This window comes from Planctopirus sp. SH287 (assembly GCF_056500625.1).
The window spans coordinates 3,838,670-3,865,399 of sequence record NZ_CM151403.1 but is presented as its reverse complement, the minus strand read 5'-3'; the positions used below and the strand labels follow the sequence as shown (position 1 = coordinate 3,865,399).

Sequence of the window (26,730 nt, the reverse complement as noted above, 5' to 3'; positions counted from 1 at the left end):
CGAGAAAATCCCCGGCCGAATTATGTCGGGCTTTGTCGGCGAATCATCCACGTGTGATGGGGGATTTTTGCCTTTTCGACGACAAAGCCAGGTGAAGCGGCAAAACGGTCATACGTCGTCGCCGAGCGTGCATGGTCATACTCTCCGGCATGAGCATGCAGCAGGTAACGGACGGTCAGCGGCTTGGCCTGTGTGATCAAGCGGGGTTGAGTAAAGCACAATGAGGCATTCATCCAGCCATCATTGCGGACATGCCAGTGAGCCGGATGATCAGGGTTCGACGGATGATCGAAATAGGTGATCCCTTCCATCACATCAGAGGCCGATGGATCAATGCCCGGCATGACGGGGCCGGAGTAGTCCATCCATCGCGCGGGCTTTCCAAAAATCGACTTTTCCCCTTCAGCCTGTTCGCTATTGGTCAGTTTCCCACCACCAAAAACGGCCGAAATGTTTTTGGCAACGCGAACCGCCATCAGGCCAAAGTTCGTCTTCCCCAATTCCAGTTGGGGAGAAGTCGGTGTCAGTGTGGTCTGAATTTCGACCAGCGTTTCCCCTGCGGGAAGTTGAAGGGAGTTGTCATCGCTAGCAACCGGATAAGGATGAACGGAGGCAATCACTTCCTGCTCCATCAGCGGAGCCGGATTATGGCCATCGAACCACTCAAGTTTGACTCCCATGATGGCTTCGTCATCACTGTCCATATAAGCCAGCCATTCTTTCTGACGAATGACGGGAGTCCCCCCATTGAGCCAGAAGTCGACCCCGGTCACGTTCATGTGAGCAAACCAGATCGATTGATGATGATCGTGGTTCGGAGCACCGGGATGCCCCATACGTGTCAGACTCTGGCCAGAGGGGCCAATCAGCGGGTCAAAGTAAGGGCGTGGATAATCTGTCCCAAAATGCCAGGAAAGACGATGCCAGCTATCGACCAGAAACTTCACTTCATGCCCTGAGACGGGAATCGCCTGACAGCGTGGAAACAGCTTCGACATGGTTGTATCCCGGTTGATCGTCTCAAGATCCTGTAAGTAATATTGAGACTATCAGATCATTGAGCCGAGAGCAGTGCATTGACCAAGTATAAAATTTGAATCTCACCTGCTGTTAAGACCCACAACAGAGGACGTTGCGACGATCCCCCCCCTCAAGACAAAGCCGTGACACGACAGCCGTCGAGGAGTGTCGGCCAGACTTCAGGCAACGAAAAGAAATCTCTCAGGAGAGTGGCTTGTTCTGGCTGTCAACAAGAACCACCTTCGGGGTATAGACTTTCCCTTCATCGGTACTCATGGGGGAATAGGAGCAGATAATGACCAGATCCCCCGGTTGAACAAGCCGGGCACCTGCGCCATTGATGCAGATTACCCCCGAATGAGCTTCTCCCTCAATGGCATAGGTCACAAACCGTTCGCCATTGGTAATGTTATAAATGTGAACTTGCTCATGGGGGAGAATATCCGCCATTTCCAGAAGCATGCGATCAACCGTAATGCTCCCTTCATAGTGGAGCAGTGACTGGGTGACCGTCGCACGGTGGATTTTTGACTTCAAAAATGTTCGCTGCATCGCCCATGTCCTTGCACTCCCATTGTTGTCGGGAGGGGCTTTGAAGTTCCGGGAACTCCACGTGTGAAAGATCTGGTGTGAAATTTCGTGTCGCATGTCGGGGAGGGATCATCACGATTCCCCTCTGCCCCTATTCTCGCAGATTGATGCTCTGACCGGAAAGGGATTCCACGAAAAAACTTGCTGCGATTCTCAAGCTCTGAAAAATCAACAGGGATGAGTGCATCACCGCGAAGGATTTTCTGAGGATCCTTTCCGTGGATGATTCCGTGATCCCTGTGACTGAAACGAATAATTCCCTTTGATCTTTTTTGACAAATTTCACGTATTCATGATTTGAGCGCGCCATTTGCTGGAGACAGATTCTGGCGTTCCCGACGGCCATTTTTGCAGTTGCCAAACGATCAGCGATCACTTCCTCGCCACCAGTGGCTCGTGCATTGTCAAAGGATAAAATTCGGGTCTCTTCTGTTGTTACGTCCGACAACGGAGGACGTTGCGGCGACATCAACCCGAAGACAAAGCCGTGACATGGCACTCGTGTGTTAGCCGCTGATTTGTGGTTTTTGCACTCACAGAGTCCTGTGTTTTTGTGAACCAAGAGGTTTAAGGAGAGGAGTTTTCCGCCATGATGGGTTTCGATCCGGTTTACTTCATTTTTGTGATCCCTGCCTTCTTGCTGTCATTGTGGGCGCAGCATCGGGTGAAGTCCGCATATGCAGCCGGGATGCAGGAACCGTCAAATCTGTCTGGTGCCGCCGCCGCCCGCCAGATGCTCGATGATGCCGGCCTCACCGATATTCCCATTGAGGAAACACCGGGCGAGCTTTCCGACCATTATGACCCTGGCAGTCGGGTGGTGCGTCTGAGCAGCGATGTCTATCGCTCACGAACGCTGGCCGCTGTCGGGATTGCCGCTCACGAAGTCGGGCACGCGATTCAGCATGCTCGAAATTACGCACCACTGGTGATCCGAAATGCCGCCGTTCCAGCGGCAACGGTCGGCCCTATGTTATCCATGGGCTTACTGATTCTGGGGGCGATCTTCGCTTCTCAGGGTTCGCCGTTTGGCAAATTTCTGATTCTGGGTGGCATTGCCGCCTTCGGGGCGATCGTCTTCTTCCAACTGGTCAACCTGCCGGTCGAGTTCGACGCATCGAATCGAGCCAAGCAATACCTCAACCAGATGGGTGTCGTCGATCAACGGGGAGCGGTCGTCGTCAAGCAGGTTCTCGACGCTGCCGCACTCACCTATGTGGCAGCCACGTTGCAATCATTGTTGACGCTGGCATATTACATTTTCCGTTTCAGTGGATTCTTACGATCCAACGACGATTAAATCGCAATCCGTCCTTCTCCTGCGTGGGCCAAGATGAATCGCCAGGGTGAGTTTCATCTGGCCACGCAGGAAAATCTCTGGGTGATGAATTCGCGTTAAGGCAGAAGAATCGCACGGAACAGCAAAGGAAATGTCCCTTGTGACCATGCCCGATAATGCGGGCGGAAGGCGAAGAGGTCAATCCTTCCCGCGTCTACGCGAGCCTGTACCCAGGCAGCCCGATCTGACAGAACTTCAGGCTTCGCAATAAATCCGGAAATCAGAATGTTATTGGGAGCATAGGTCAGCAGCTTGGCCATTGTGACCGGTGAATCTTTCCTCCCTTTCGCGTCACTGAATGACCATGCCATCGATCCAGAAAACATCATCGGTATCGAATCGGGCAAACCCGCTGTAAACGGGGAATCCATCGGAACGACCCGCAGGACACTCCCCGGACAGGAAAAGCCTTCGGCATCCTTTGAAATCGCGACATTCTCCAAAGGCAACTGAAATTGCTCAATCGCCCAGGCGGCTGAGCCTTCCGTCGTAATCAGCCGGCCCCCACGCCGGACAAACTGATCAATCGCCAGAACGCCATCCGCTCCCAGGCCGCCAGCAAAACGATCTTCAATCGTGCCCGGCGCACGGCCATCATTAATCGTCTTGGAAGTCACGTCGGGAAGGATCAGAACGTCCAGAAACTCGCCTAACTCACCGGCTTTCAACATTTCATTGCGGACCGTCACATAAGGAATCCCCGCGTCTTCCAGGACCCAGCGGAGCCAGCCTTCATCCATGCTGGCAGTCCAGGGAGCATAGAGTCCCACACGGGGCAACCCGCGAATTGTCAGCGTGGATCTGGCATTGGCTTTATCAAAAGGCGTGGATGAAGGTGTCAGCAACCCCTCCGCATTTCCATAAGTCGCAAAGTCCCACGATCCCCCCCGTGCCAAGCTCTGAATCAATGGTTTCCAGCTTGACGCATCACTGAGAGACAACGTTTGCGTCTCACCGACAGGAATCCGGGGATCTCCCTTGAAACCGCGCACCGCGTCATCAACAGTGGTGATTCGAGTCAGGTTGTTGGGAAATTTGCCATAGACTTCAACCCGGCGGAGACCAAACAAATGGGCGAGCGCCCAGCCGGAAACATCATAGGGCTTCTCCCCAGCCGGAAAGTTTTTAAGCTCCAGCAGATCCTTGGCATGGCGACCATAAGGCTGCCCGCGAAGCACCACTAAAGAACCCGCAGGATACTCACGGCCATCCATCTTCAATTCGGTGGGGGTGACATGCAGTTCAATTCCAGTCAGCAGCAGGATATCGGCCATCCGGCGGACGGCATGACGATCAATCTGGTTTGCGGGAACAATCCAGCCAGTCACGCCTTGAGAATCACCCTCCGCGATTGCTCGCTGGGCAGCATCAGAGGTGCCTCGCAGCCAGAAGGCTGGCTCACGACTGACGCTGGAAAGCAGCGATTTGGCAAACGACAACTGGTCATCCATGATGTCGCGCAGTCGCCACCAACCCCCGCGCCAGGGCTGAATAAACTGGTTTGATGGCTGATAGACCGGTCGGGCCAGTGGGTCTTTCAATTCCGAGGGCTTGATGAAGATGGGGGACGCCAGATTGACGGACGCCGATTCCGTCAGAATTCCCACCATATTATGGCGAGCCGGCACCGAACGGTTTCCTCCGTTCCACCAGTTGTCGTACCCAATCCCTGTCGCAATGCCCGAACGGCCATCGCGCATCATGTCAGCCACAGCTCTGGTGCCCATCACGTTGATTCCCGCCACGATATCCCGATCCAGGTTAGGATTCAGCGGATCGCGGTAAGGGGGCACAAAGAAGCGTTCGCGGGTTCCTGCTCCGTATTGATGAGCATCCCACATCACTTGCGGCTTCCACTCGTGATAAAGCAATTGGGTCATCAACCGAGCTTCTTTTTGCGTCAGAGCAAAGAAATCGCGGTTGTTGTCGTGCCCGGTATACAACTGATAGAGCTTGTTCAGCGAGGCTCCTTCATAGGGCGTTCCCACACGTTCACGATAGAACGAGACGACATGATCGACACCATCCGGATTGAGTGACGGGATCAGCACGACGACGACTTTTTCGCGAATATCCGCCCAGGGGGCCTCATCAGAGGTCGCCAGCAACCAGGCCAGTTGCATCCCCATTTCTGTGGAAGCCGGTTCATCCGAGTGCATGCTGAGCGAAATCAGCACGATGGGCTTTCCCTGTGTCACAGCCAGGTGGCGCTGCTCGGCAGTCCCCATTCGCGGATCAGCCACCAGTTGCGCATCCCGTTTGATTTCGGGAAGCCGAGCCAGATTGGCCGGGCTGCTGATCACCGCCGCCAGCAGATCGCGACCTTCCGTGGTTTTGCCCACGTTAACAAGTTGAAGAGAGTTAGCCGCTTGATCCAGTTTCTGATAGTAGCTCGCAACCTGCTTCCAGTCGGCTAATTGAAAGTCTGTCCCGATTGGCCGGCCCAGGTGAGCGGCGGGGCTGCTCGCAAAATGGAGCTGGCCTTGGGGAAAGACAACTGTGTCCTCTTGAGCAATTGCCGCTTCGTTCCCAAAGCAGGCAAACGTGACAATCAGGATGAGAGACAACCACCGAGGCAGAACCCGTCGAGACTCCATGACATCAAGGCTCACCGCACGTACAGACAAAGGCATCAACGCATTCCCTCAAAGTGATCGTGAAGCAGTACGGAACCTGGGATTCATCAAAAAAAACCAGGCAATTCCGTCAATGATCCGTGAGCGCGGTTCCCTTCTGGGATAACGCTCTCACCGGGGCATTGTCCAGCTTTAAGAATTGCTTCCAGAAAATTGGTCGCAACAGACCTGCGATGCGAGAGTCTCTCCGGGAAGACGCCCTCTCCCACCTGCGGGAGAGGGCCGGGGTGAGGGGCATTTAGTATTTCGTGTTTTTATAGATCTCTATAACACTACGTCGATCGCGATGTGCTCCCTTTCATCGAGAGCCACGCGTCCCCCTCATCCGGCCTGCGGCCACCTTCTCCCTCAGCCCCTTGCGGGGTTCGTGGCGGCGTATGAAGGTCAGTTGTTTATTCACGAATGGGGCTTACGCCGCCAGAGGACACGTTTGCGGGAGAGGGTTGGGGTGCGGGGCATTGGTCTCTGCATTTGAGATGGCTATCGATATCACATCCTCGATTGCGATGTGCTCCCTTTCATCGAGAGCCACGCGTTCCCCCCTCATCCGGCCTGCGGCCACCTTCTCCCTGAGGGAGAAGGACTGATAGAGGTCCCTCAATCAAAGAAGGAGTTGATCGCTTTCGGATCGCCTCTTACCGTGAACCGGCAGGCTTCTTCCGGGCCGACTGAAATTCCAGCGTGATGGCTGATTTTTCTTTCGGGAGATTTTGCTCGATCGTCACTGGGGTAAACTGGGCTGCGACAAGTTCCGCGGAACTGCCAGCTTCCAGTGGTTTGGGGGATAGCCGAATCCGGTGAGGCCCTCCCACGGTTCCTGAACCAGAGAGCGTGGCAAACCGCCCCTCCTGAACATCCGCAAGAACGCCCGGCCCCTGGTTTCCTTTGGTCCCATCAGGCTCAAACGAGAGGTCGGCGGACTTGACCGGTTGACCATCGAGAGTCACCGTGCCGCTCAGAGGATAGAAGACGGTTCCATCCCCTGTTCCGGAACAGCCAGCGACATAGAATCCAAGTCCCATGATGGCAAGAAAAGACCAGTATCTCATGAGTTTACTGAACGCCTCCCACAGGCAGACCATCCGCTTTAACTCCCAAAGCCCGATGGGTATCAAGATTCATATTTTCTGACATGAACTGAACGCTGCCATCTGCCATCAGCATGTGGCAACCACCGGTATGGTGGCTGCCGAAGGCGCGGCCGGGACGATCCCCCCCGCAACTGGGAGTCAGGTCGGTTTTATAGAAGTTGATCGTATCGACCGCGGCAGCCAGAGTGAAGTAGCGACGCCAGGCAGAATCAAAACGGGCGCCACCCGACCAGAAGCTCGATTTGATGGGATTTGAACATTTATCGGTCTGCATATACTTGGTCTCGCCCATTAAATAGGTATTGCTGGTACCGTCAGTAATGTCGGCCATACGGGTGCGCGAGTTCACGAAGAAAATCCCGTTCGTGTAGAGGAAGGAAGTCGTCCCGCTGACACCCGTGCAGCCGGAATTATCGACCGGGCCTCCTCCAGCACAGGCCAGATAGTTGGTATAAGGCCCAATGGCATTTGGATCCGAAGGACACAGAAACGCATTGACCTGCGTCGTGCTCTGGATCACGTAGTTCGCAGTATTGGACGGAATGAATTCGCGATCCGGGGCAAACGCAACACTGAAGTTGAAACGATTGTAGAGAGGCCCCTGATCCAGATAAGGAAGTATCATGACAGAGTAAGGAGCCCGCATGCCGGCCCGGTTTGTATCATCGTTCGGGAACCCCGGACAAGGCCCCGATCCCGTCACTGAGATGCCACACGGAAAGGTCATGTGGGTGTCATGATAATTGTGCATCGCCAATCCCAGTTGTTTGAGATTGTTCTTGCACTGACTACGGCGGGCAGCCTCACGAGCCTGCTGGACGGCGGGAAGCAGGAGCGCGATCAGAATGGCGATAATGGCGATGACCACCAGCAACTCAATCAGCGTAAATCCCTGCCTCTTATTACCAGAGTGTCTATCCGCAGAGAGTTTCGGAAAGGCCATGGTCAAACTCCTTCAAAGGCAGGGATAAATTCAGGGGGGAAAATGTGCAGAAACCAGCAACAAAGCAAAAAGTGATTATATGTGGTTTTGCCGATAATTCTATTAGTAAGTACACCTCTTTGTGTTGGTGAAATCGCCTCTCCGAGATCCCTGTGAACCCCTTCGCCATGCCCAGCATGTACAGGACGTTGAAGGCTCGACAACTTTTCAAAGCATATTTGCTCACAGCCGCATGCCTGGCAGGAAAGCCATACGGTTCACCAGGTTCTCAGCCATGAAAGAGAGCATGTTGCTTTGAGGGACCAACAAAGTGATTTGCACTTGTCGGGAAGTGAGCTTGGCATCACTTTTTCCGGCGATTCCTGACGAAGCAAGGCCATTACAATCCGCACGCCACGCACACCCCGCACAACACGCAGAGTGCTCTTTGATTTACGCAAGATCCACACTTTACGTCATCGCTACCTCTTAACACGCCTGCCAATCGCCGATTCATAGGGTGTCGCGGCGGTGACAGCAAATCTCGGCAAGTCTGCCAGCAGAGAAGCTTGCTCGTTCATTCGCCAACGGTTCCGGTCTTCCCACAGTCCTTGTGACGCTCTGCTGATGATCAGCAATCGCCATCCATGACGGATGGGGCCTATGACGGGCAACGTCACAGGACGAGGGAAGATCTGGTGCCGGAATTACCAATCATTTCGCAGAGCCACACCCCTCCAGCATCTGCAACGGACGCACATGGCCGTGCTCGATCTGGACAGCACACAGGAGAAATTCGATGCTCGTCCTCTCACGTCAACGCGATGAAAGCATTTTCATCGGAGATAACATCAAGATCACCATCGTCGATATTCGCGGCGATAAAGTCCGGCTGGGGATTGAAGCTCCCACCGAAGTGCCAGTTCACCGGCAAGAAGTTTACGAAGCGATTCAGCGAGAAAATCAGCGTGGAGTCGAAAGCGTCACCAAGCAATAAGCATCCATCGTTGGTCATCATAACATTCCGTCGGAGACCAACGATCGATTTTGGCATCCAATGATTGAGGTCAGGAGGAATCGCTTTTGAGGGGAAGCGATCAGTCTCAGTGGGAACAACGTCCGCTGGCATTCTGCCTGAGATGCCACAGGACATGACCGGACGAATTTCTTGGCCAAATTGGTCAAACGCACATTCGCCCAACACAATTGTCCCTGAGCGGGAAAGCCCGGTGTTAAACAATCCAACTCGGAACAATTCGCCCCACAAGAATTCCTGACCTGGCGATGCCATCGCTTCGACAAACCCTGATTCCCGATGCTTCAGAAGATGAAGGCGGGAATCAGGGTTTGTCGTTTTTATCTCCTCAGATTTATCTCATCAGAACCCAACGATATATGTTTTCAGTGAGCACCGTCGATCTTCACCACGGCCCTGTTCAGAGATCTCAAAGAAATTCCAGTAGTCCAGACGGGCAGAACTCTCCATAATTAAGTGTTGACCTGCCGTCCCTGAAGGAAAGGGCGTGCGTGTTCTCTTTAACCATGCGAAAATACTGCCGTGACTCTCTCTGAGTTCGGTCGGAACGCTTCAAGTGGGAGTCATTGGCTCCCAGGGAACTGATCGAAGGAGGGGTGATGTTGCCAGAATTTTTCTTACGAAAAGAGCCATCGATTCTGGCAGAGAACAATCACAAAGCGATTCAACCATCTGCCTCACAACAGAGGCCTCGATGCGATCCTCCCCTTTTCTCTTCGGGACTGATCTGGGGGCTTGCCTGGAATCTCTTTCCCATGATTCCGATTTCCTTATTAGCGATCACCATGACGTCGTCTGTCATGGCTCATCCTCAGCCTCCCTTGAAGGTGATTCAAGAATCAGAGCATGAACCGGCGGTCTCGGCACTGGCCCCCTCACAGCCTGCGATTCGTGTTCCTCAACCACTTTCTCCCGAAGTTCAGGCCGAGTTGACGCGAACCATTAAAGCTCTATCAACACAACTCGATCACCCCGATTTTTCGACTCGTGAGTTGGCACAGGATCAGTTGAGCAAAGTCACTCCCGCAGCAGTCAGCCTGATTGACCGAAATTGGCCGCAAAAGACATTAGAGCAGCGCGTGCGATGGGCTGGCATTTTGCGGGAGTGGTTTATCAAAGCCGACGACCAGATGGCCAGCGACATCAGCGATGTCATGGAAGAACTGTCCGAGACCAGCGAAGGGAGCACCAAAGACCAGATCACGGCCAGTTTCCGGGAGTTTGAAGGGCGACGCGCCGAAATTGCGACGAAGCAGTTTCAACAACTTGGCGGAGTGATCGAAAGTCAGGCTGTCGATTTCGGCGTCGCCGGGAGGCCTCTGGCCAGACCGGGAAAGAATGATGACAACGTCCGGAGCCATGCTGTCATTGGCCGACAGTGGACTGGTGGTGACGAGGGGATCAAACACCTGGCCCGTATTCCTCGCCTTGACCTGCTGTATCTGGTCAAGGGGGCACCCGTTTCACCCGCCGGGTTAGCGCGGCTGCAGGCTGCCGTTCCCGGGCTTCAGGTGCAGGAGCGCGGCGCCGCTTATCTGGGAATAACAGCCACCCAAGGGGTCACTCCTCTGGAAATTCGTGGCGTCAAAGAGGATAGCCCCGCAGCCAGAGCCGGGTTGCGGTCCGAGGATATTGTGGTACGTTTCGGCAAAGACGAAGCGGGAACATTCGAGAATCTTGTGAAGCTGATTGGAGAGAAACAACCAGGCGACAAAATCGAAGTTGATATATTACGTAACGGTCGACGTCTCATGCTGACGGTTGAATTGAGTGAATGGGTCAAATAGCCGTGATTTCAACCCCTTGAATACGACAGGGAAAACATCTCTCTCAGAATATCAAGCGTCTTAAAGGCAAGAAGGTGACTCAGCGGGAGATCACGCCCGACATGACCAGAAAATTGCGGAGAAGCTCTGTGCCGCTTTCGGTCAGGAAGCTTTCCGGGTGAAACTGGACTCCATAAATCGGATACCGCTGATGCTGTAGTCCCATGACTTCACGGGGATGGCCAGGATAGTCAACCCAGGCTGTCACGTTGAGATCAGGGCTAAGTGTGGCTTCAGGCACAATCAAACTATGGTAACGGGTGCAGGTCATCGGCTGGGGCAATCCTGCGAAAACCCCCTCACCTGTATGCTGTACCTGTGAAAGTTTGCCGTGCATCAAGCGCGAAGCCCGAATAACTTCAGAATCGAACACCTGGGCAATCGACTGATGCCCCAGACAGACTCCCAATGTGGGGATGGTCGGCCCTAACCGGCGGATCAACTCCATGGAAATCCCGGCCTCAGTCGGTGAGCAAGGCCCAGGAGAGACAACAATCGCTTGCGGCTTCATCGCAGCGACTTCATCAACCGTGATTTCGTTATTTCTCGCAATCTGCATTTCAATGGCGGGATCAATTTCCCCGAATCGCTGAACCAGATTGTAAGTGAAAGAATCATAGTTATCGAGCACGAAAAGCATGCGGTAAACCCATTCAATCCCGGACGGGCGGCTCGCGGTTCACTTTTTCCGAACATCACGGAACCAGTGGTTAGGCAATGACCTGTGAAATCTGCTTGAGAAAGCCACCCACCCAACTGTAGCGATGTTGATGAGATGCGGATACCGTCAGGCAATTCACAACATCGGCTTCATGACGATGCGGAAAACAGGACACTTCATTTCAGCAGCTGGTTCCCTCCGAGATGTGATCCACATCCCGGATTTTAAGAAATCCCTCACTATGGCTACGCCGCCTCTGACACTTGATCAATTTTTGAAACAGCAGGGATGGGTCGCCACCGGTGGCCACGCCAAGTTTATCATCCAGGAGGGTGAAGTCCTGGTCAACGGAGAAGTTGATCTTCGCCGCGGAAGAAAGATGCGCGTCGGGGATCACGTTTCATGGAACGGTGAATCAGCCATTGTTCCCCCCGATTCTGGCGCACTTCCCCCTTTGATCACCAACGAGGAATAAGGTTGATGCCTCCCGTTTTTCATCGTTCGGCATGAAAGCGAGGGTGAACAAAACGAAAAAATCCGTTGCGAACACTCGGGCCAGCAACGAATTCTTTGAGACATGACCGCAGAAGTTTTCTCTCCGGCAAGAGAGGCTGCCAACAAGACAACAGCATTCGCAGCCACGCTTCCACAGAGGCAACAAACAATTCGCACGGAAAGTTTCTTCTGCTGAGGGCCTGTCGAGAATACTCATGCCCTTCTCTCTCAAGGACAAAAGGGCGAACTCCCTCTCCCGTTGGGAGATGACTGGGGTGAGGGCCAATGAATCACCAGTGTTTCCATCCAGACCACTCTCATCAATCATAAAAGATGTATAGAGACCAATGCGCAGGCGGGAGAGGGAGTTTTTTCGATCGGGGTTTTACTGGATTTCATGATGGTCGAAGTTGACCAGCATGTTGTTACGGAAGAAGAGAATAATCACGCGGCCGTTTGCATCCGGCCCCCAGCGGTAGCCATCGTCGGTGACGAGGTAGTTCCCGCCTTTTTTGTAACGCTCTGTCTGATCGCCGGCGAACTCTCCTTCTGTTCCCAAAGCCTGATTCACATCGGCGACGGTCATGCCGTTATCAATCATGTTTTTGAGTAGCCACGAAAGGGCCTCGGGGCTTTGCTGCTCGCGCCATTCCGTCTGGCACTTTTCCTTTTTGGCTGCCAGTTCTGGATTGGCGCGGTAATACTCCATACCGGGAATGTTCAGTTTTGTGATGGACTCACATCCTGTGATGAGCACCATGGCCAGGCAGCAAACCAGGCCAATGGTCGTCAGGAGACTGGTGTCAACCAGACGACGATTCCGGGGAAAATTACGCCCGCGCATGAGGAGGCTCCTCTGGGATAAACCAGTTTCAAAAGCGGAGGAAGGGGAAATGGGAGAGGATGGAAAGGGAGAGTGAAAGTCAGGCAGGAGATTGAGGACGAGGTTCTACGAGAAGCGTTTCAAAGAGCGGGGGCATTAACGGAATGCGGAAGGAGTGCTAAACGTTTGATGACGGGCTGGAATAATGGCTTGGGTGCCAGATCGTGACTTCTGTTGTGAGCGCACCACCGCTTCGTATTGCTTGAGTAGGCTGTTGTTATTGGGCTGTTGATCCAGGCACCAACGCAAATGGGCTTCTGCTGAGTCCCAGTTTTCGAGGCGGGTATAGTGAGTGCTTAAATCCCGCCGGTGAGCGATTAATTGTGGCTTCAATTCTTCAATGCGTGTGACGACCGATTGCAGGGCATTCAGATTTTTCACCGCCCAGTATTGATGTGCCGCTGCAAGCAATTTCGAGATCGCCATGGCATGAGGTGCCTCTTGAGCTTCGGTCACATAGGCCGCAGCGAGCGCGTCAGTGACGACGGGAATATCGTTTTCGCTCTTCAAACTGGTATAGGCCGCCAGCAGATTGACCAACGCCTTACTATCAGGTTGAAATTGGAGAATCATTTGATCAGCGGGGGTCGATGACGCCAGCATGGCGATGATCTGCATTCGGATACCGGAGTGATTCGCGAAGAGGGGTTTCCAGTACTCCATGGCCTCGGGAATTTTTCCTGCCAGCAGGAGCGATTTTCCCCGCTCCAGACGCAGGACTGGTGAATGCGGCCGAACAGTCAAGCCTTGATCAAGCATGCCTTCGCATTGCTGGCCGGAAAACCCACGAACAAATCCCAGATCGTGCATTTGCAGATAAGCCATCCCTTGCAGTGGCAGGGAGAGTGTGGTTCGGCGAGCTAATTGGTGAGAAGCGTCGAGGTATTTCAGTTGTGGCCCGACCGCACGATTCAACCATTCCCGAACTTCTGCGACCGACTGAAAGCCACCCACTAAGGCCGCTTCTCGTAATTGCGAGAGTGGCATGCCATTTTCCGAGTCTTGAGTCTGGGCTAATTCAAAGGTATCCCGCAAAAAAATTGATGCCAGCAGCGCATAGCGGCCATCTTTAGGATCAGCCTTGGTGGCCGCCACGATGTGCTTCAATTGCAACTGCCTGGACTCTTGAGGCTCGATATCTGGGCGTGGCTTGAAGATCAGCAATTGGAACTGACGAAAGTGATCATAGGCCAGGACAACGGGCTTTAACTGCCACGACCAATATCCTCCCAGAAAGATCAGCAAGCCGAGGGGAACCGCATAACTCCATTGTGGCAATGTCCATCCCGGCAGCAGAGGCGTTGCGGTGCCACTCGTGTTTTGGGATGTGGCCAGCGACTCGTCTGTCGAGCGCCCCGAGGATGCTTCAGTCGATGTTGATTCGGTGGAGATGAAAGCGGTCGCCCGGCAGGCAATCGCCGCCAGTATCGCGAGAATCACCGTATTTCCAGGAGCATACCAGGCAAAATCCGTGACCGAATGGAGGGCCGTTGCGACTGTTGCCGAGAGAATCGCGGCCCCGAGCAATTGATGATCCGGGTGAGAGGTGCGAAGCAATTGAATCGAGGCCACGCTGACAAGCACTAAAGCAAACAAAGCACAGAGAAGGCCGGGAATTCCGAGTTCGACGGCAATCTGAAAATAGCCACTCTCCGCATGGGTGTATTCGGCTTCCCCTTCTTTCATTTCCAGATAGCTGGGGTAAATCTCCCGGTGGCTTCCCATGCCTGTACCGACCAGCGGAAAATCCTGAACAACCTGTGTCAGTGCGATCCAGAGTTTTCGCCGGCCATCTTCGCCGTCGATTTCGTCCAGATCCCCACCGAGAGCGATTTCGACCTTTTCATCCAGTCCCATCGTTTCCGGCTTAAAGACCACCATTCCCATCGCCACGATGGCACAACCCACCACGCCACTCAGGATCAAACGTGATGAGACGACCCGTGCGAGGCCACCGGCGACAAAAAACGTGACCGCCGCAACGACGGTGGCAATCGTTCCCATCCGGGAAATTGAACGAAGCGAAGCAAAGGCGATGATCGCGACACAGGCCATCAGGGCAAAAGACAGAATGGTTTCGAGAGAGAATTCGGGGTTTGAAGCTGTGCGTGTCCCGAAGCCAACAGCCTTTGGACGTTGTGACGATCCTTCACTGGAACGTTCTTTCAAATAATTCCAGCGGCACATCCAGGCCAGAACCGGCCCCAGGCCGATGGCCATGAAATGAGCAAAGTTATTTCGGTTTGTAAATGCCCCTTTGACGACATCCTGTGCGACACCAAAGTGATGTTCATACCACCAGAAGAACTTGCCATTGGAGGTGAAAAACTGCAGGAGGGCGAACATGGCCATGACAATGACCGAGGCACAGACAATGGCCAGCATGCGCCAGGCATCATCAGTGTTGCGGATATGCTGAAAAGTCGCTGCGAAGACGATCACTGTCGTTATAAAAAGGATCGTCCCGACTTGGGAATCATGTGGACAGACCGTCAACAGGTTCCAGGCGATCAAGCCTTGCTCAACGTCTGCGATGGGGACGAATGAGGCGAGTTTCGGGGAGATTGTCTGAATCAGACCCGCAGGGAGCGGGGTTAATTGCAACAGCAGAATCCCGATCACCACCAGAACAGGAAGATACATCCACGACCAGGCCAGCGGTGTGGGTTCATCAGTGACGACTTGGCGCAGGCACCAGATGGCCCCCAAGAACGGGCCGAGAATGGCCATGGCCATCCAGCCGTAAGGCTCGCGACCTCCCATGATCATGGGAATGCAGAAGGCCAGCAGGATGACGGCAAGATCAACCAGCGTCCAGTGTCTTGAGTTCGCGAGCAATGACGGCGACGTCTTGACAGCATGAGACGATGAACGGCTACGTGAGCGATGCCGCCTGCGAGGAGATGTCGATTGTTCGTCTGTGATGCTCGCCATCAGGCTGCCATTCGCGATGAATGTCCGGAATTGTGATAATCGACATGGTCGTGGGTGTCATCATGATCGGGTTCGATATCGCTATGACCATAGCCATAGCCGTATCCATACCCGTAGCCGTAGCCTCCTGCCCGATCATTCGACATGTTGTTGAGGACCAGCCCCAACAAGTTGCTGCCCCACATCCGGAGAGTTTCGACCGCACGGATGACTGACCGCCTCTGGTTTTTATCGGGACGAACAACAAGCACAACGCCATCAACCATACGTCCCAGAACGCCGGCATCACTCACCGCAAGAATTGGCGGTGCGTCGATGAGAATCTGGTCATACTGAGTTTCGACATACGCCAGTAATTCACTGAAACGTGTGCTGGTCAGGAGTTCGAGAGGATTGGCCGGTCTTGGGCCGGCAGGGATGATATCCAGACCGGTCAATTCGGAGACAACAATGTTTTCCCGGAGAGCTTCTTCCATCGAATCATTGCTGCGGAGAATTGTTGAAAGCCCGTAGGAACCACGGAGTTTCATGGTTTTGGAAAGTCCCGGACGCCGCATGTCACAATCGATGATCAATGTGCGTCGGCCCGACTGTGCATAAGCGACAGAGATGTTTGAAGAGACGGTGGTCTTGCCGTCGCCGGGTTCCGTGCTGGTAATCACCAGACGTCGGATATCGTCACCGGCAAACTGAATGGCTGTTCGGAGAGTTCGGAAGGCTTCTGTCGAAGAATCATTGGGTGCCATAAAGGCGTGAATCGATTCCATCCCATTGCCATCATACACGGGGAGTGTCGGAATCAGAGAAAGCACTGGTGATCCCAGTTGCAGGCTGATTTCCTCAGGCGAGCGGAATCGATCGTCGAGCAGATCCATGAGATAGACCAGTGCCAGTCCCAGAGAAACCCCCGCCATTAAAGACATGGCGACAGTCAGGGATAGCTTGGGATGCACCGGACGAGGATTGACTTTCGGTTCCCCCACCACTGCGGTTCGAATCCCTTTATCTTTTCCGAGATCGATGCCGCGAATTCGTTCGAGCACCAGATCATAGAATGACCTGAGCCGCTTGGTATCCATCTGGAGAATTTCCAGTTTGGCCAGTTCGCCATTCAGAGCCAGTGCACTTTGACGTTCGTGATCGAACTGAGTACTGACGGAATTTTCATGCTGTTGGGCATGCTGAACACGTTGTGTTGCCATTTGAAGCAGACGCGGGGTCAGTTCCTCGGTTCTCAATTTCTTGAGTCGTTCATTGTTGACTTGCTGTCGGCTGGACATCCAGAGTTCCTTAGCCGAGATGGCGTCGCGAAGCTCTACGACTTTGGGATGATTGGGGCCGTAGGTTTCCAGAGCCGACTTGAGCTTGGCCTGTTCTCCGAGAAGCTGCTCCGTCATACGTGAGACGGCATAACTTTCCTGCGAATCAAGCCCCAGTTCCCCCATGAGAAACTGCTTGCCGACCACGTCCATGCTGGCCATGGCAAACTGAAGGACATCTTCGCCACGAGAAATGGCCTGTTCGAGGGCCATCAATTGAGCACTGGCACGCAGGGTTTCCTCTTTGGCTTTCATGTACTCTTCGTTGAGTCTGACCACGCGAGCGACAGCCACGTTGGTGGCTCCGTCGTTGCCGTTGCTGACAAACGTGAGGGAGCGACTGCGCATCTCGATCAACTCGGCTTCACGAATCGCCAGCCTCTGTTCCAGTTCCAACTTTTCTTTAGAGAGAATCTGCAGGATTTCTTGCGATGTGCCTTGATGGTTCTTGTTGAGAAAATCGATTGAAGCACCAAGAACAGCATAGAGAATTGCTGCGGCGGCTTTAGGATCCTGAGACCGACAATTCAGCTCCAGCACATTGGTCTGACGCGCTGAGCGAACCGTGATCATCCTCTTCAAAACAGAAGGCCAGTCCTGGACTGCTGCTCCTTTGAAGTCTGTCCGATACTTGACGGGAAGCCTCTTGGCGGCCTCTGCCAGGACAATTTCGCCCTGCATGATACGTTCATAGGTGGGCATCAAATCTTTCATGGCGGCTCCTTCGGGAGCGCCATCCAGAACTTGTCCGCCAGTCTGAAGAATCAGCAACTCGGCTTTTGATTCATAGAAACGGGTTGAAATCAGAAAATAGATCGCGCCCAACGTGCCACAGAGTAGCACGGAAAAGATAATCAGGCCTTTCCGATATTGAATGCTCCGCCAGAAACGCATGAGCGTCTGCATGGTATTCGCCTCCGGCATCATCAGGGACGAAGACCCTGGCAGACCAGATTCATAATCGGGCGATGCAGACATCAGGGGCGGGCTTTCTCACAGTTAGAGCGAATGGGAAGATCTCGTTCTGGCCCGTTAAAGGTCTTCCCAATGCGTGTGGATGTTGATGGTCAGCAGTTTGAAGGTCTTGTTGAACCGTATTAAAAGGAGTTGCTTTAATAAGCGTGAAGCAACTTCTGTCATTAGAAAATCGCAGCACTTCCCCCAACGGTGAATCGAATCACTTGTGTAACCGTATCGAGCATGATTGTGGCGGCGGTCTGTTCGACGGATATCACATCACCGGGTTGCAACAGCAGGTTCTCCTGCCCGTTGGATTTGGCTTTCTGCATGCTGACGGTCACGACGGCCGGGTCGGATTCACTCGTACGCTTCCGGATGACATAGACCTTATTGGCCGCTTTTGAGGAAACGCCACCTGCCAGGGCAATGGCATCAAGAACATGAACATCTTTCCCGACGGGGAAGTCAAATTTGCCAGGCTTGGTGACTAATCCGATGACTTGAAGTGGCTGATAATCATGCCGTTCGACGTTAATGACCGCGCCGTCTGACAGTTTATATTCAGTCCCTCGTCCTTCTTTGACGGCTGAGACCAGATCGATTTGGATGGCCTTCTTCGCACCAACGCCTGGAGCAGGGTTTCCCAGTTCCGGGCCATCGTTGTCTGTCATATCAGAGTGCCCACTCAAGCGGGCGATTGGATCGCTTTGTGGCAGCTTTCCGGGAGCGGTGGATTCTGGATTACGAATCTCGACGTGTGTTCCTGCAACTGGTGAGAGGTTTCCAGCCGCCACAATCGCTGCCAGAAGATCACTGGCATCACGTGGCAATTCCACGACGCCAGGCTTATTGACGGCTCCCAGAACCGTGACGCGATTGAGCCTGCGGCGCTTCATGGTCACTGTCACGTGAGGTTGACGATAGAGTCCCCGGCTGACAGCAGCAGCGGCAATGACTCCTTCGGCATCAACAAGCTCAATGCCTGCCAGTTCGACCGGCCCCACAATCGGGATGTTCGCTTGTCCGTCTTCACCCACACGCGTGGGAAAAATCACCGCCTCGGTCGCACCCAGGCCAGCAGCAATGGTGACTTCCACCACATCGCCCGTGCCGATCAATTCATTGCTGGGATACTGTGTCGCCAGTTTGGAGAGATCAAGCGTCTGAGCGTTTTGAGCCTTCTGAGCAACGAGCTGCGGAGGAAGAGTCGTGGCCGAATAATGATTCGGTGAGCTGCAACCGGAAATAAAGCTCAGCACCCCCATAATCAGGATGATGGCCTTCATCGGTATTTGTTTTTCAAGCCTCATGTCGCAGTTCCATTGCGGCAATCGAAAGCGCGGCGATTCATTGCCGAGGGCATCCTGCCCACGCATACAGCGGGTATAGGTCATGCCCAGAAATTGGTCAACCCGGATTGATTTTGGCTTAAGTCTTGATCGCGTTTGGACGACATGTCAACGATCTCTATCCCAAACTCTCCATCTCGCGCAAACGACGATGCCTATTAGAAAGGTGGGAAGGACAAGTCGTTTGGGTTGGTGGGGATGACGCATGGAGGTCACGACCCACTGCGAAGTCCAGCCTGAAATTGTGATGGCCCATCCAAAACGGTGAAGGCCAGCCTAAAAAGAGTGCAAAAAACGGCCTGAAAGATCATTCTTCTCCGAAGGTCGATTTTTTTCGCAGCAGGTGGTGGTACTGCTGAGCAAAGCGGTGTGACTCATCACGAACCGATTGAAGCAAACGTAACGCATACGAATGTTTGCTGAGCACCCGTGGCTCACTTTCTCCGGGCACAAAGATTTCTTCTTCCCGCTTGGCGAGCGAGATCGTGAGCGGAGGAGTGACGCCAATCGATTTCAATGCCTCCATGGCGGCCCCTAATTGTCCTTTGCCTCCATCAATCAAAAGAATGTCAGGGAAAGGTTCGCCTTCCTGATCGAGCCGGCGAAACCTGCGGCTGACCACTTCTCGCATGGAGGCGAAATCATCGATGCCATCGACCGTACGGATTTTGAATCGTTTATATCCGTGCTTAAACGGGACACCGTCAATAAACTGCACCAGGCTGGCAACCGTTTCCCCACCCTGAAGATGGGCAATATCAACCCCTTCGATCCGTCGTGGGAGGGAACTCATGCCAAAGACTTTTTTCAGGCCTTGTAACCCTTTCTTGGGATCAACATAAAAAGCTTCAGGCTGAGCGTGATCTGCCAGATTTCCCCGTTGTTGCAGAGTCTCCAGAGCTTTGACCTGATCACGAATACGGGCGGCCTTTTCAAATTTCAATTCTTTTGACGCTGCCAGCATTTCAGCGTTCATCAGCTTGATCAAACGGTCTTTCTTGCCTTCCAGAAACATGATCAGCCGACGGACATCGCGACGGTATTCCTCTTTAGTGATCCGCTGATTGCAAGGCGCACTGCACTGACCCAGCGTGGCCAGCAGGCAGGGTCTGAACCAACGCCACTTTTCGTCTTCAGGCCGAATATCTAGCGTGCAGGTGCGAAAACGGAAAATCTTCTGCACAATCGCGATGGCCCCCCGTAGCTTGCGGGCACTGATAAAAGGGCCATAGAGCTTGACGCCACGCGAGAGCGGTTTTCGCGTAAACTCAACACGTGGAAAGGGTTCCCGTGTTGTAATCTGCAAGTAGGGAAAGGTTTTGCCATCTTTGAGCGCGGTGTTGAATCGCGGCTGAATATCCTTGATCAGCCGGGCTTCCAGCAACAACGCGTCGACCTCTGAATCAGCTGAGAGGTAGTCGATATCATGGATTTCCGGGATCAGATCGATGGTTCTCAGGTCTTCGGCTGCAATTTTTGTAAAATAGCTTCCCGCGCGATTTCGCAGATTGATGGCTTTCCCGACATAGATCACACGTCCCAGGGCATCTTTCATCAGATAGACGCCGGGAGTTGTGGGAAACTGCCTGACCTTTTCTCGTGGTAAAACTCTGGCAGGAACCAGAATTTGTTCCTCGGCTGGCAACAGTGGGAGCAAGTTCAGCCCGTCAGCCGGTAAGGGAGGGTCATTTTGTAAGTGGTCTTCTTGTCTGTGTTCGTCTTGTCTGTGGTCGTCATGATTGGGCATCGGTCATCATTCCCTACGGTGAATACCCTTATTGTAGACGGCTTTCTTTGAAATGGGATTCCACCTGGCTAACGAATCTGACGAATCTAACGAATGGATAAAAACGTCTGGGGGGCAAAACACCCAACTCTCCAACTTGATGTTGTCAACGCCCTGGCTCCAGAATCTGATATCACGAAGATCGTTTAACGTCCCGATTGGCGGCGGCGTGAGAAGATGAGATGGGATGCTGTATGTCGTTTTGGTTGTTGACGGTCAAAGATCTGAAACTGTTGCTGAAGGATCGTCGGCCTCTCGTCACTTTGTTGGTTCTCCCGATGGTTTTCATTGCCATTGTCGGGATGTCGACAGGGCAACTTCTGACCGGTGGAGATGCTCGTAAAGCTCCTCGCCTGGCGATTTCCAATGAGGACACCAGCGAATATGGTGCGCAGTTGGTGGAACGCTATCAGTCTCGCCCGAATCTAGACGTCCGCATGGTGAAAAACGCCTCAGAAGCTCTGAGCATGGTTGATCTTGGTCGTGTTGATGCAGCTCTGGTCATTGGCCCCGACTTCACCACGCGCATTGATGACCTGGGGTTAAAAGACGTGCTGGATCCTGATCATGGCCAGCTTTCTTCCGGGCTGAGTGCCATCGATTTGACGCTGGATATCCGTCAGGGACTGGTCGATGCCGACATGTTTCGCGCGGCGCTGCTTTCCGACATGCTCAAGGTGATTGCCCCCATTGTTGGCAAAAGAAACGCGCTCACCCGGCGATTCTTCATCAAGAATACTGCCAATTCTGAGGATGAAGCCGTTGATCAGCCAGCAACATCCAGCGATGGCACACCAGCGACCGAATCCTCTTCAACCGAGAATCCCTCATCCGACCCAACTGTGTCTGCTGACGAAGAAAAGTCTGCGCCACAGGCCACGGATAAGCCCACGACCGAAAAGCCGAAATCCAATTCTGCCGCGAATGTTTATCTGATTCTGGTTCCCGGCTTCACGGTGATGTTCGTCTTCTTTGTGGTGAACGTCATGGCCCGTTCATTTTTGGCGGAGCGCGACCGGGGAACGCTGGATCGCTTACGCATCGCGCCCATCCCGATTCTTGGTATTTTGCTGGGAAAAACGCTGCCATACTTTATGGTTTCGCTGGCACAGGTTTGTCTGCTTTTTGTGGCGGGAAAACTCTTCTTTCAAATGTCCTGGGGGCCAGATCCTGTCTGGCTGATCCCGATGATTCTTTGCACGTCCCTGGCAGCAACGTCTTTGGGATTGTTGCTGGCCACGGTTGTTCAGACAGACCAGCAGGTGGCGGCTTATGGGACTTCGCTGGTGATTCTTCTTGCAGCCATCAGCGGCTGCTTCATGCCACGTGACTGGCTTCCACCGATGATGCAAACCATCAGTCTGGCCACACCTCATGCCTGGTCACTCATTGGATTTGATGTGGTGCTCACACGGCGAGTTGTCGACACTCCCGTGGTTCTCCAAAGCTGCGGCATGCTGCTTGCATTTTCCCTGTGCTTTTTTTCGCTGGGCTTTGTGAGATTCCGAAGCATGACCAAAATCTGACGACGTGCTTCATGAAATCATGCTTTTCTCGCCCTGCTCTTTCCGTTCAGCGGGTAGCCCAGGTTGCTTTGCAACCTGGGCCGGCAAAGCCGGTGAGAGGTCGCAGTTTGAGTCAACTTGGCGAGGCCTTACTCGGTCAAACAAGAAACGTTCTGCCTCGCGCTAGCCTGGATGATTCATACTTCTCCGGAATTTCGACAAAACCCTTTGTTTCATTAACGCCTTCTGGAGACAACCTCCTACCCCGGATATCTCACCAGGGCGTGGGGGTGGTGTTTTTTTGCTGGTTGGTAATCGGTTGGAGGGCTGGTGGGGGCCGATCGTTGGGGATTTCGTGATCGCGGAGCGGAATTGCAACGGATTTCCGGCGGGTTCATGGTTTTTTACTCTGCTCAGCGCAGAACTTCTCCCCGCTCTTCGCTGTCGAAACAGGTCTTCGACCGAAGAGGCCTTGGCAAACTCCTGATTTCTAAGCCATAGGCTGGTTACACTCGCAGAGGTGTCCGTTCCTGACGCCGGAGGTTGCCAAGGATCTCTCGGAACAGCGCCTGATACGGATACGCCTGCGACAACGACAGCACCACCCGTCGCACACTCACACTGATTCGTCCACCGATCTTGAGCAGCCTGGCCCGAATCGTGTTGACCTGAGCTGTCGCCAGCGACGTGCCTTTCAGGCCGAACTCCTTGAGCGCTTTATGCAGCACATACGCCATGGTCGAGAACAGCACCCGCAACTGATTACTGCGCATGGCGTGGGTACTCGTGCGGTCGGCGAACAGGAACAACTGCTGTTCTTTAATCCGGTTCTCCATCTCGCCGCGAGCACAATACAGATCCTCGTATAGCGGCCGGGCAGCCATGCGTCTTTCCGGCAGACTCGTCACCACGAACCGGGGGTTGCTCCCTTTCGATAAGTGCTCAGCCTTGCCCACCACCCGGCGGGCCTGCGACCAGCTTTTCCGGGTGCGATACTCAAAGTCTTTGAACACCCGGGAAGAGGCCTGAGTCTGCTCGAACAGAGCTTGCGCCTCGTGCAATTCTTTCCCGATGATGTTCAGCAATCTCTTGTTCTTGGCCAGGCCGAAGACATAATCCACGCGGTTTTGTTCACACCAGTGCAGGATCGCTTCGCGACAGAAGCCGCTGTCGCCACGCACAATGATCCGCACCTGAGGCCAGGCAGCACGCAGCTTGGGAACGATCTTCGCCAAGACCTCCACGGTGCCCGCACAGGCGTCGATATTCGAGGGTTTGAGTAAGGCCAGGAGCGGCCAGCCATCACAAAAACAGTACAGCGGCAGGTAGCAATAATTCTGGTAGTACCCGTGAAAGAACTTGCCAAGCTGATCGCCGTGAATGGGGTTGTCTGTGGCGTCGAAGTCGAGAATCAGTTCTGGCGGTACGCACAGTTTGGCCTTCATCCGAATGAAGATATCGACCAGCGTTTCCTGCAACTGGTCGATGCTGGCGACAATCTTCTTGTAGCGACTTTTCGCACTGGCTCCGGGCGGTGTGAGTTCCAGCCGGTTGAGCGTGCTCTTGCCCGCCAGCGGCTTGCCGTGATCTTGTGGATGGAGGCGATTGTGGCCAGTGATATCCTTTCGTCCACAGAGCAGCGCCAGGAGAGGATCATGGCGAAGTTGTTCGTGATCGTTGAGGTCTTCATACCCCAAAGCCAGCCCCATCACCCGCTGGAGCAGGAGTTCTTCCACGGTGAATTCAATGAGTTCTTCATCGCGATGATCGGTGAAACACCCGGCCAACTGGCGGACGATGCCGAACCGCTCTTCGACTTCGCGGAGTAAGAGCCCCCCGGCATCGGAAGTGATCTTCCCGCCGTCAAAATCAGCGACCACTTCCCGGCGATCGTGGTGCTGAAAGAGCAGCTGCTGCGTGTTACACTCTGTCATGACGAGACGTCCTTGTGCTGGCGTGGTGAGTTGTGTGGTAACAACACTTTACGCAAATCCAGGCGTCTCGTTTATGCTGCGCTGTGAGAAATCCGGGCTACGGCTCTGCCGCCCAGGTTGCAAAGCAACCTGGGCCACCCATGTCAATTTCATGGTGCGATTCAGGAGGCGAAAAAGTTGTGTATAAAAGACAGCTCAGAGCCGTGAGCATGGCACGAAGCGGTTTTCTTGGCCACCTGATGCCAACAGCGAGAGAGCCATTTCATCGTGTCTCCTCATCATGTCTAAAACGGCATGCCGCGTGGTTTTGCGCGACCCGCCTTCCGTTGAGGTGGTGTTCAACAAGATGAACCAGCCCATTCACTGAGTTCTACTGAGTTCTTTTGGCTGCGGACTGAGATTTCACGTCCGATTGATGCGCACCGCTTGTTCCTCTGATGGGGTGACAGCTAGAACTCACTGGGAGAACTCACTGTGGCAACCACTTCGCCGTCAGTCTGTTTGTCGGTAGCATCGTGGCGCTGGCCGAATAGAATTGAGTATTTGCCCGTCATCCCCTCTGCATTGTGAATTCCATCATCCGGGACAGTTTGATCATGTCACACGGTTCAGCATCGAAACCACCTGCCGAAAGTTCCTGCCGCTGGGGCATTCTGGGTGCCGCTGCGATTGCTCGCAAGAACTGGCAAGGCATTCGTTGGGCTGAGAACTCACGGTTGGTGGCGGTCGCCAGTCGCAGCCTGGATCGCAGCCAGAAATTCATTGCCGAGTGCCAATCCAGCGTGCCACAACCACAGCCTGTTGAGGCGATGGGAAGTTACGAAGAACTGCTCGCACGGCCAGATATCGACGCGGTTTACATTCCCATCCCCACGGGGATTCGCAAAGAATGGATTCTCAAAGCGATTGCTGCGGGAAAACATGTCTTGTCAGAAAAGCCTGTCGCGCCGCATGCCCGTGATGTCCGGGAGATTGTGGAAGCTGCTGCCGAGGCCAAAGTGCAGTTCATGGACGGCGTGATGTTCATGCACAGCGCCCGCATCGCTCCGATGATTGCCCACTTGCATGACCCGGAGGCGATGGGCGCCATTCGTCGCATCACGTCGCAATTTTCCTTTAATGCCCCTGACAGTTTTTTCCAGGATAACATCCGGGGAAGTCAATCATTGGAGCCGCTGGGCTGCCTCGGTGATCTGGGTTGGTACAACATTCGACTAACGCTGTGCGCCATGCAGGGCCAGATGCCACAGATGGTGCGCGGCCGTACGTTGCGAGCCACACGCGACGGAATTCCGACAGAGTTCTCAGCAGAGCTTGATTTTGACGGGGGAGCCACCGCAAGTTTCTATTGCTCATTCCATGCCGAAACTCAGCAATGGGGGCATTTCAGTTGCGAGAAGGGGTTTGTCGCGCTGGATGATTTTGTCTTGCCCTGGTATGGCGCCGCCAGCCGTTGGGAAACCCACCGCCCGGCGGTTGTCAATCAGGGCTGTTTTATGCGGATGGAAAATCATGCGCGATACCATGCGGTCGATGAACTTGCGACGGCTGGAGAATCGGCTCAGGAAACCGTCATGTTTCGGACGTTCTCCAAGCATGTTCTGGAAAAATCCCCGGCCTCCTATTGGCCAAGCATGTCTCTCAAAACACAGATCATTCTGGATGCCTGTTTGAAGTCAGCCCACGAAAAAGTGCCTGTGGCCCCCGAGCCTCTTTAAGCTTTTGATTTTCGTTTTGACATCACGAACAGATCTCGTGTTCAACTTGCCACTGGTGTTGAGCACAAGTTTATGACTGCGCGAGGCAAGGTGGGAATGTTCGTCTTGGATGCCTGACGAGCCGTACGTTGCTAAACTCTTCCAGAGCCAGTGAGCACAAAGGAGTTCCGTGCTCGCGCGCCACTTCAGGAGGAGAAACCATGCACGCACCGCAATTGGCTGTCGAATATCTGAATATGAGTGTTTTTGCGCTTAAGAGCTATCTCGATGACCTGAGTGATTCGGAATTTCTCATTCCGCCTGCACCGGGTTGCCACCCGGCTGCGTGGCAGGTCGGACACCTGATTGTCTCGGAAAACAGCGTGATCCGTCAGCTTCGTCCCGGCTCGGAGATACCTCTTCCTGAAGGTTTTGAGCAACGGCATTCCAAGAAGGCCGCCGCTGATCACGAACAACCTGGCTTCCTCAACAAGGCAGAATATCTCGAACTGTTCGATCAGGTGATCGTCGCGGTGAAGAAGGTGATTCTCAGCGTTACTGAGGACGAACTTGATCAACCGGCCCCACCCGGTTTTCCGGCCATGTTCCCCAAGATGTCCTCGGCCGTTGTCCTGCTTGCCAGTCATCCCTTATTGCATGCCGGTCAGTTTGTCCCACTGCGTCGCAAGCTGGGCAAACCCGTGAAAATCTAAGAAGTTCATGGTGCTGGCGCTCTCAACAGTTCA

19 protein-coding genes are annotated in these 26,730 nt (G+C 53.8%); 7 read left to right on the top strand and 12 right to left on the bottom strand.

The features are described 5' to 3' along the window. Positions 1-20: 20 nt before the first annotated feature. Together SH287x_RS14275 and panD are read right to left on the bottom strand one after the other, a co-directional pair. On the bottom strand, positions 21-998 hold the full coding sequence (locus SH287x_RS14275; RefSeq protein ID WP_479514997.1) for a DUF6807 domain-containing protein: 978 nt from the start codon (positions 996-998) through the stop codon (positions 21-23). A 223-nt stretch (positions 999-1,221) separates the two neighbouring features. After that, positions 1,222-1,572: an aspartate 1-decarboxylase gene (gene panD, locus SH287x_RS14270; RefSeq protein WP_479514996.1), complete on the bottom strand. Its 351-nt coding sequence runs from the start codon at positions 1,570-1,572 to the stop codon at positions 1,222-1,224. A 628-nt stretch (positions 1,573-2,200) separates the two neighbouring features. On the opposite strand from panD, the gene SH287x_RS14265 reads away from it, so the two are divergent. Next, positions 2,201-2,911 carry a zinc metallopeptidase gene (locus SH287x_RS14265; RefSeq protein WP_479514995.1) on the top strand — a complete coding sequence of 237 codons (711 nt, stop codon included), beginning with the start codon at positions 2,201-2,203 and terminating at the stop codon, positions 2,909-2,911. A 95-nt stretch (positions 2,912-3,006) separates the two neighbouring features. Here the strand turns inward: SH287x_RS14265 and SH287x_RS14260 are convergent, their stop codons facing one another. The 3 genes from SH287x_RS14260 to SH287x_RS14250 all read right to left on the bottom strand — a co-directional run bounded on the left by SH287x_RS14260 (position 3,007) and on the right by SH287x_RS14250 (position 7,620). After that, positions 3,007-5,583, bottom strand: coding sequence for a M14 family zinc carboxypeptidase (locus SH287x_RS14260; RefSeq protein ID WP_479514994.1), 2,577 nt, complete (start codon positions 5,581-5,583; stop codon positions 3,007-3,009). A 638-nt stretch (positions 5,584-6,221) separates the two neighbouring features. Continuing rightward, the gene (locus tag SH287x_RS14255; RefSeq protein WP_479514993.1) at positions 6,222-6,635 is read right to left on the bottom strand and encodes a hypothetical protein; all 414 of its coding nucleotides are present in this window, start codon (positions 6,633-6,635) and stop codon (positions 6,222-6,224) included. A gap of 4 nt (positions 6,636-6,639) precedes the next feature. Beyond that, on the bottom strand, positions 6,640-7,620 hold the full coding sequence (locus tag SH287x_RS14250; RefSeq protein WP_479514992.1) for a DUF1559 domain-containing protein: 981 nt from the start codon (positions 7,618-7,620) through the stop codon (positions 6,640-6,642). Positions 7,621-8,398: 778 nt separating this feature from the next. Here SH287x_RS14250 and csrA point away from each other — a divergent pair. Together csrA and SH287x_RS14240 are read left to right on the top strand one after the other, a co-directional pair. Continuing rightward, complete coding sequence (csrA, locus tag SH287x_RS14245) at positions 8,399-8,596, top strand: carbon storage regulator CsrA (RefSeq protein WP_479514991.1); 198 nt, start codon at positions 8,399-8,401, stop codon at positions 8,594-8,596. A gap of 638 nt (positions 8,597-9,234) precedes the next feature. After that, entirely contained in the window at positions 9,235-10,422 is a 1,188-nt protein-coding gene (locus SH287x_RS14240) for a PDZ domain-containing protein (protein ID WP_479514990.1), read from the top strand. A gap of 79 nt (positions 10,423-10,501) precedes the next feature. Here SH287x_RS14240 and SH287x_RS14235 read toward each other — a convergent pair whose 3' ends face one another. After that, on the bottom strand, positions 10,502-11,101 hold the full coding sequence (locus SH287x_RS14235) for an anthranilate synthase component II (RefSeq protein ID WP_479514989.1): 600 nt from the start codon (positions 11,099-11,101) through the stop codon (positions 10,502-10,504). Between the two features lie 262 nt (positions 11,102-11,363). On the opposite strand from SH287x_RS14235, the gene SH287x_RS14230 reads away from it, so the two are divergent. Then, positions 11,364-11,597 (top strand): RNA-binding S4 domain-containing protein, encoded by a 234-nt coding sequence (locus tag SH287x_RS14230; RefSeq protein WP_479514988.1) that lies wholly within the window; start codon positions 11,364-11,366, stop codon positions 11,595-11,597. Between the two features lie 405 nt (positions 11,598-12,002). On the opposite strand, the gene SH287x_RS14225 is transcribed toward SH287x_RS14230, so the two are convergent. From SH287x_RS14225 to SH287x_RS14205, 5 genes are all read right to left on the bottom strand, one after another. Next, positions 12,003-12,461 carry an EexN family lipoprotein gene (locus tag SH287x_RS14225; protein WP_479514987.1) on the bottom strand — a complete coding sequence of 153 codons (459 nt, stop codon included), beginning with the start codon at positions 12,459-12,461 and terminating at the stop codon, positions 12,003-12,005. A gap of 135 nt (positions 12,462-12,596) precedes the next feature. After that, positions 12,597-15,434, bottom strand: a complete 2,838-nt coding sequence (locus SH287x_RS14220; RefSeq protein ID WP_479514986.1) for an O-antigen ligase family protein — start codon at positions 15,432-15,434, stop codon at positions 12,597-12,599. Next, a complete protein-coding gene (locus SH287x_RS14215; RefSeq protein WP_479514985.1) occupies positions 15,434-17,731 on the bottom strand; it encodes a polysaccharide biosynthesis tyrosine autokinase in 2,298 nt (765 codons plus the stop codon). Before SH287x_RS14215 ends, SH287x_RS14220 begins: the two co-directional genes overlap by 1 nt. 161 nt (positions 17,732-17,892) lie before the next feature. Further along, complete coding sequence (locus SH287x_RS14210; protein ID WP_479514984.1) at positions 17,893-19,023, bottom strand: polysaccharide biosynthesis/export family protein; 1,131 nt, start codon at positions 19,021-19,023, stop codon at positions 17,893-17,895. A 346-nt stretch (positions 19,024-19,369) separates the two neighbouring features. After that, positions 19,370-20,809, bottom strand: coding sequence for an excinuclease ABC subunit UvrC (locus SH287x_RS14205; protein WP_488199490.1), 1,440 nt, complete (start codon positions 20,807-20,809; stop codon positions 19,370-19,372). Positions 20,810-21,042: 233 nt separating this feature from the next. Between SH287x_RS14205 and SH287x_RS14200 the strand changes: the two genes are divergently transcribed. Continuing rightward, a complete protein-coding gene (locus SH287x_RS14200) occupies positions 21,043-22,374 on the top strand; it encodes an ABC transporter permease (protein ID WP_479514983.1) in 1,332 nt (443 codons plus the stop codon). Positions 22,375-22,859: 485 nt separating this feature from the next. Here SH287x_RS14200 and SH287x_RS14195 read toward each other — a convergent pair whose 3' ends face one another. Further along, complete coding sequence (locus SH287x_RS14195; RefSeq protein ID WP_479514981.1) at positions 22,860-24,287, bottom strand: IS1380 family transposase; 1,428 nt, start codon at positions 24,285-24,287, stop codon at positions 22,860-22,862. Between the two features lie 596 nt (positions 24,288-24,883). On the opposite strand from SH287x_RS14195, the gene SH287x_RS14190 reads away from it, so the two are divergent. Together SH287x_RS14190 and SH287x_RS14185 are read left to right on the top strand one after the other, a co-directional pair. Next, entirely contained in the window at positions 24,884-26,005 is a 1,122-nt protein-coding gene (locus SH287x_RS14190) for a Gfo/Idh/MocA family protein (protein WP_479514979.1), read from the top strand. 200 nt (positions 26,006-26,205) lie between these two features. Beyond that, entirely contained in the window at positions 26,206-26,697 is a 492-nt protein-coding gene (locus SH287x_RS14185; protein ID WP_479514978.1) for a DinB family protein, read from the top strand. Positions 26,698-26,730: the final 33 nt, after the last annotated feature.

Bases quoted from the DNA above. Each gene is read 5' to 3' on its own strand.
- SH287x_RS14275 (WP_479514997.1), bottom strand. From the start codon at position 998: ATGTCGAAGCTGTTTCCACGCTGTCAGGCGATTCCCGTCTCAGGGCAT.
- panD (WP_479514996.1), bottom strand. From the start codon at position 1,572: ATGCAGCGAACATTTTTGAAGTCAAAAATCCACCGTGCGACGGTCACC.
- SH287x_RS14265 (WP_479514995.1), top strand. From the start codon at position 2,201: ATGATGGGTTTCGATCCGGTTTACTTCATTTTTGTGATCCCTGCCTTC.
- SH287x_RS14260 (WP_479514994.1), bottom strand. From the start codon at position 5,583: ATGCCTTTGTCTGTACGTGCGGTGAGCCTTGATGTCATGGAGTCTCGA.
- SH287x_RS14255 (WP_479514993.1), bottom strand. From the start codon at position 6,635: ATGAGATACTGGTCTTTTCTTGCCATCATGGGACTTGGATTCTATGTC.
- SH287x_RS14250 (WP_479514992.1), bottom strand. From the start codon at position 7,620: ATGGCCTTTCCGAAACTCTCTGCGGATAGACACTCTGGTAATAAGAGG.
- csrA (WP_479514991.1), top strand. From the start codon at position 8,399: ATGCTCGTCCTCTCACGTCAACGCGATGAAAGCATTTTCATCGGAGAT.
- SH287x_RS14240 (WP_479514990.1), top strand. From the start codon at position 9,235: ATGTTGCCAGAATTTTTCTTACGAAAAGAGCCATCGATTCTGGCAGAG.
- SH287x_RS14235 (WP_479514989.1), bottom strand. From the start codon at position 11,101: ATGCTTTTCGTGCTCGATAACTATGATTCTTTCACTTACAATCTGGTT.
- SH287x_RS14230 (WP_479514988.1), top strand. From the start codon at position 11,364: ATGGCTACGCCGCCTCTGACACTTGATCAATTTTTGAAACAGCAGGGA.
- SH287x_RS14225 (WP_479514987.1), bottom strand. From the start codon at position 12,461: ATGCGCGGGCGTAATTTTCCCCGGAATCGTCGTCTGGTTGACACCAGT.
- SH287x_RS14220 (WP_479514986.1), bottom strand. From the start codon at position 15,434: ATGGCGAGCATCACAGACGAACAATCGACATCTCCTCGCAGGCGGCAT.
- SH287x_RS14215 (WP_479514985.1), bottom strand. From the start codon at position 17,731: ATGTCTGCATCGCCCGATTATGAATCTGGTCTGCCAGGGTCTTCGTCC.
- SH287x_RS14210 (WP_479514984.1), bottom strand. From the start codon at position 19,023: ATGAGGCTTGAAAAACAAATACCGATGAAGGCCATCATCCTGATTATG.
- SH287x_RS14205 (WP_488199490.1), bottom strand. From the start codon at position 20,809: ATGCCCAATCATGACGACCACAGACAAGACGAACACAGACAAGAAGAC.
- SH287x_RS14200 (WP_479514983.1), top strand. From the start codon at position 21,043: ATGTCGTTTTGGTTGTTGACGGTCAAAGATCTGAAACTGTTGCTGAAG.
- SH287x_RS14195 (WP_479514981.1), bottom strand. From the start codon at position 24,287: ATGACAGAGTGTAACACGCAGCAGCTGCTCTTTCAGCACCACGATCGC.
- SH287x_RS14190 (WP_479514979.1), top strand. From the start codon at position 24,884: ATGTCACACGGTTCAGCATCGAAACCACCTGCCGAAAGTTCCTGCCGC.
- SH287x_RS14185 (WP_479514978.1), top strand. From the start codon at position 26,206: ATGCACGCACCGCAATTGGCTGTCGAATATCTGAATATGAGTGTTTTT.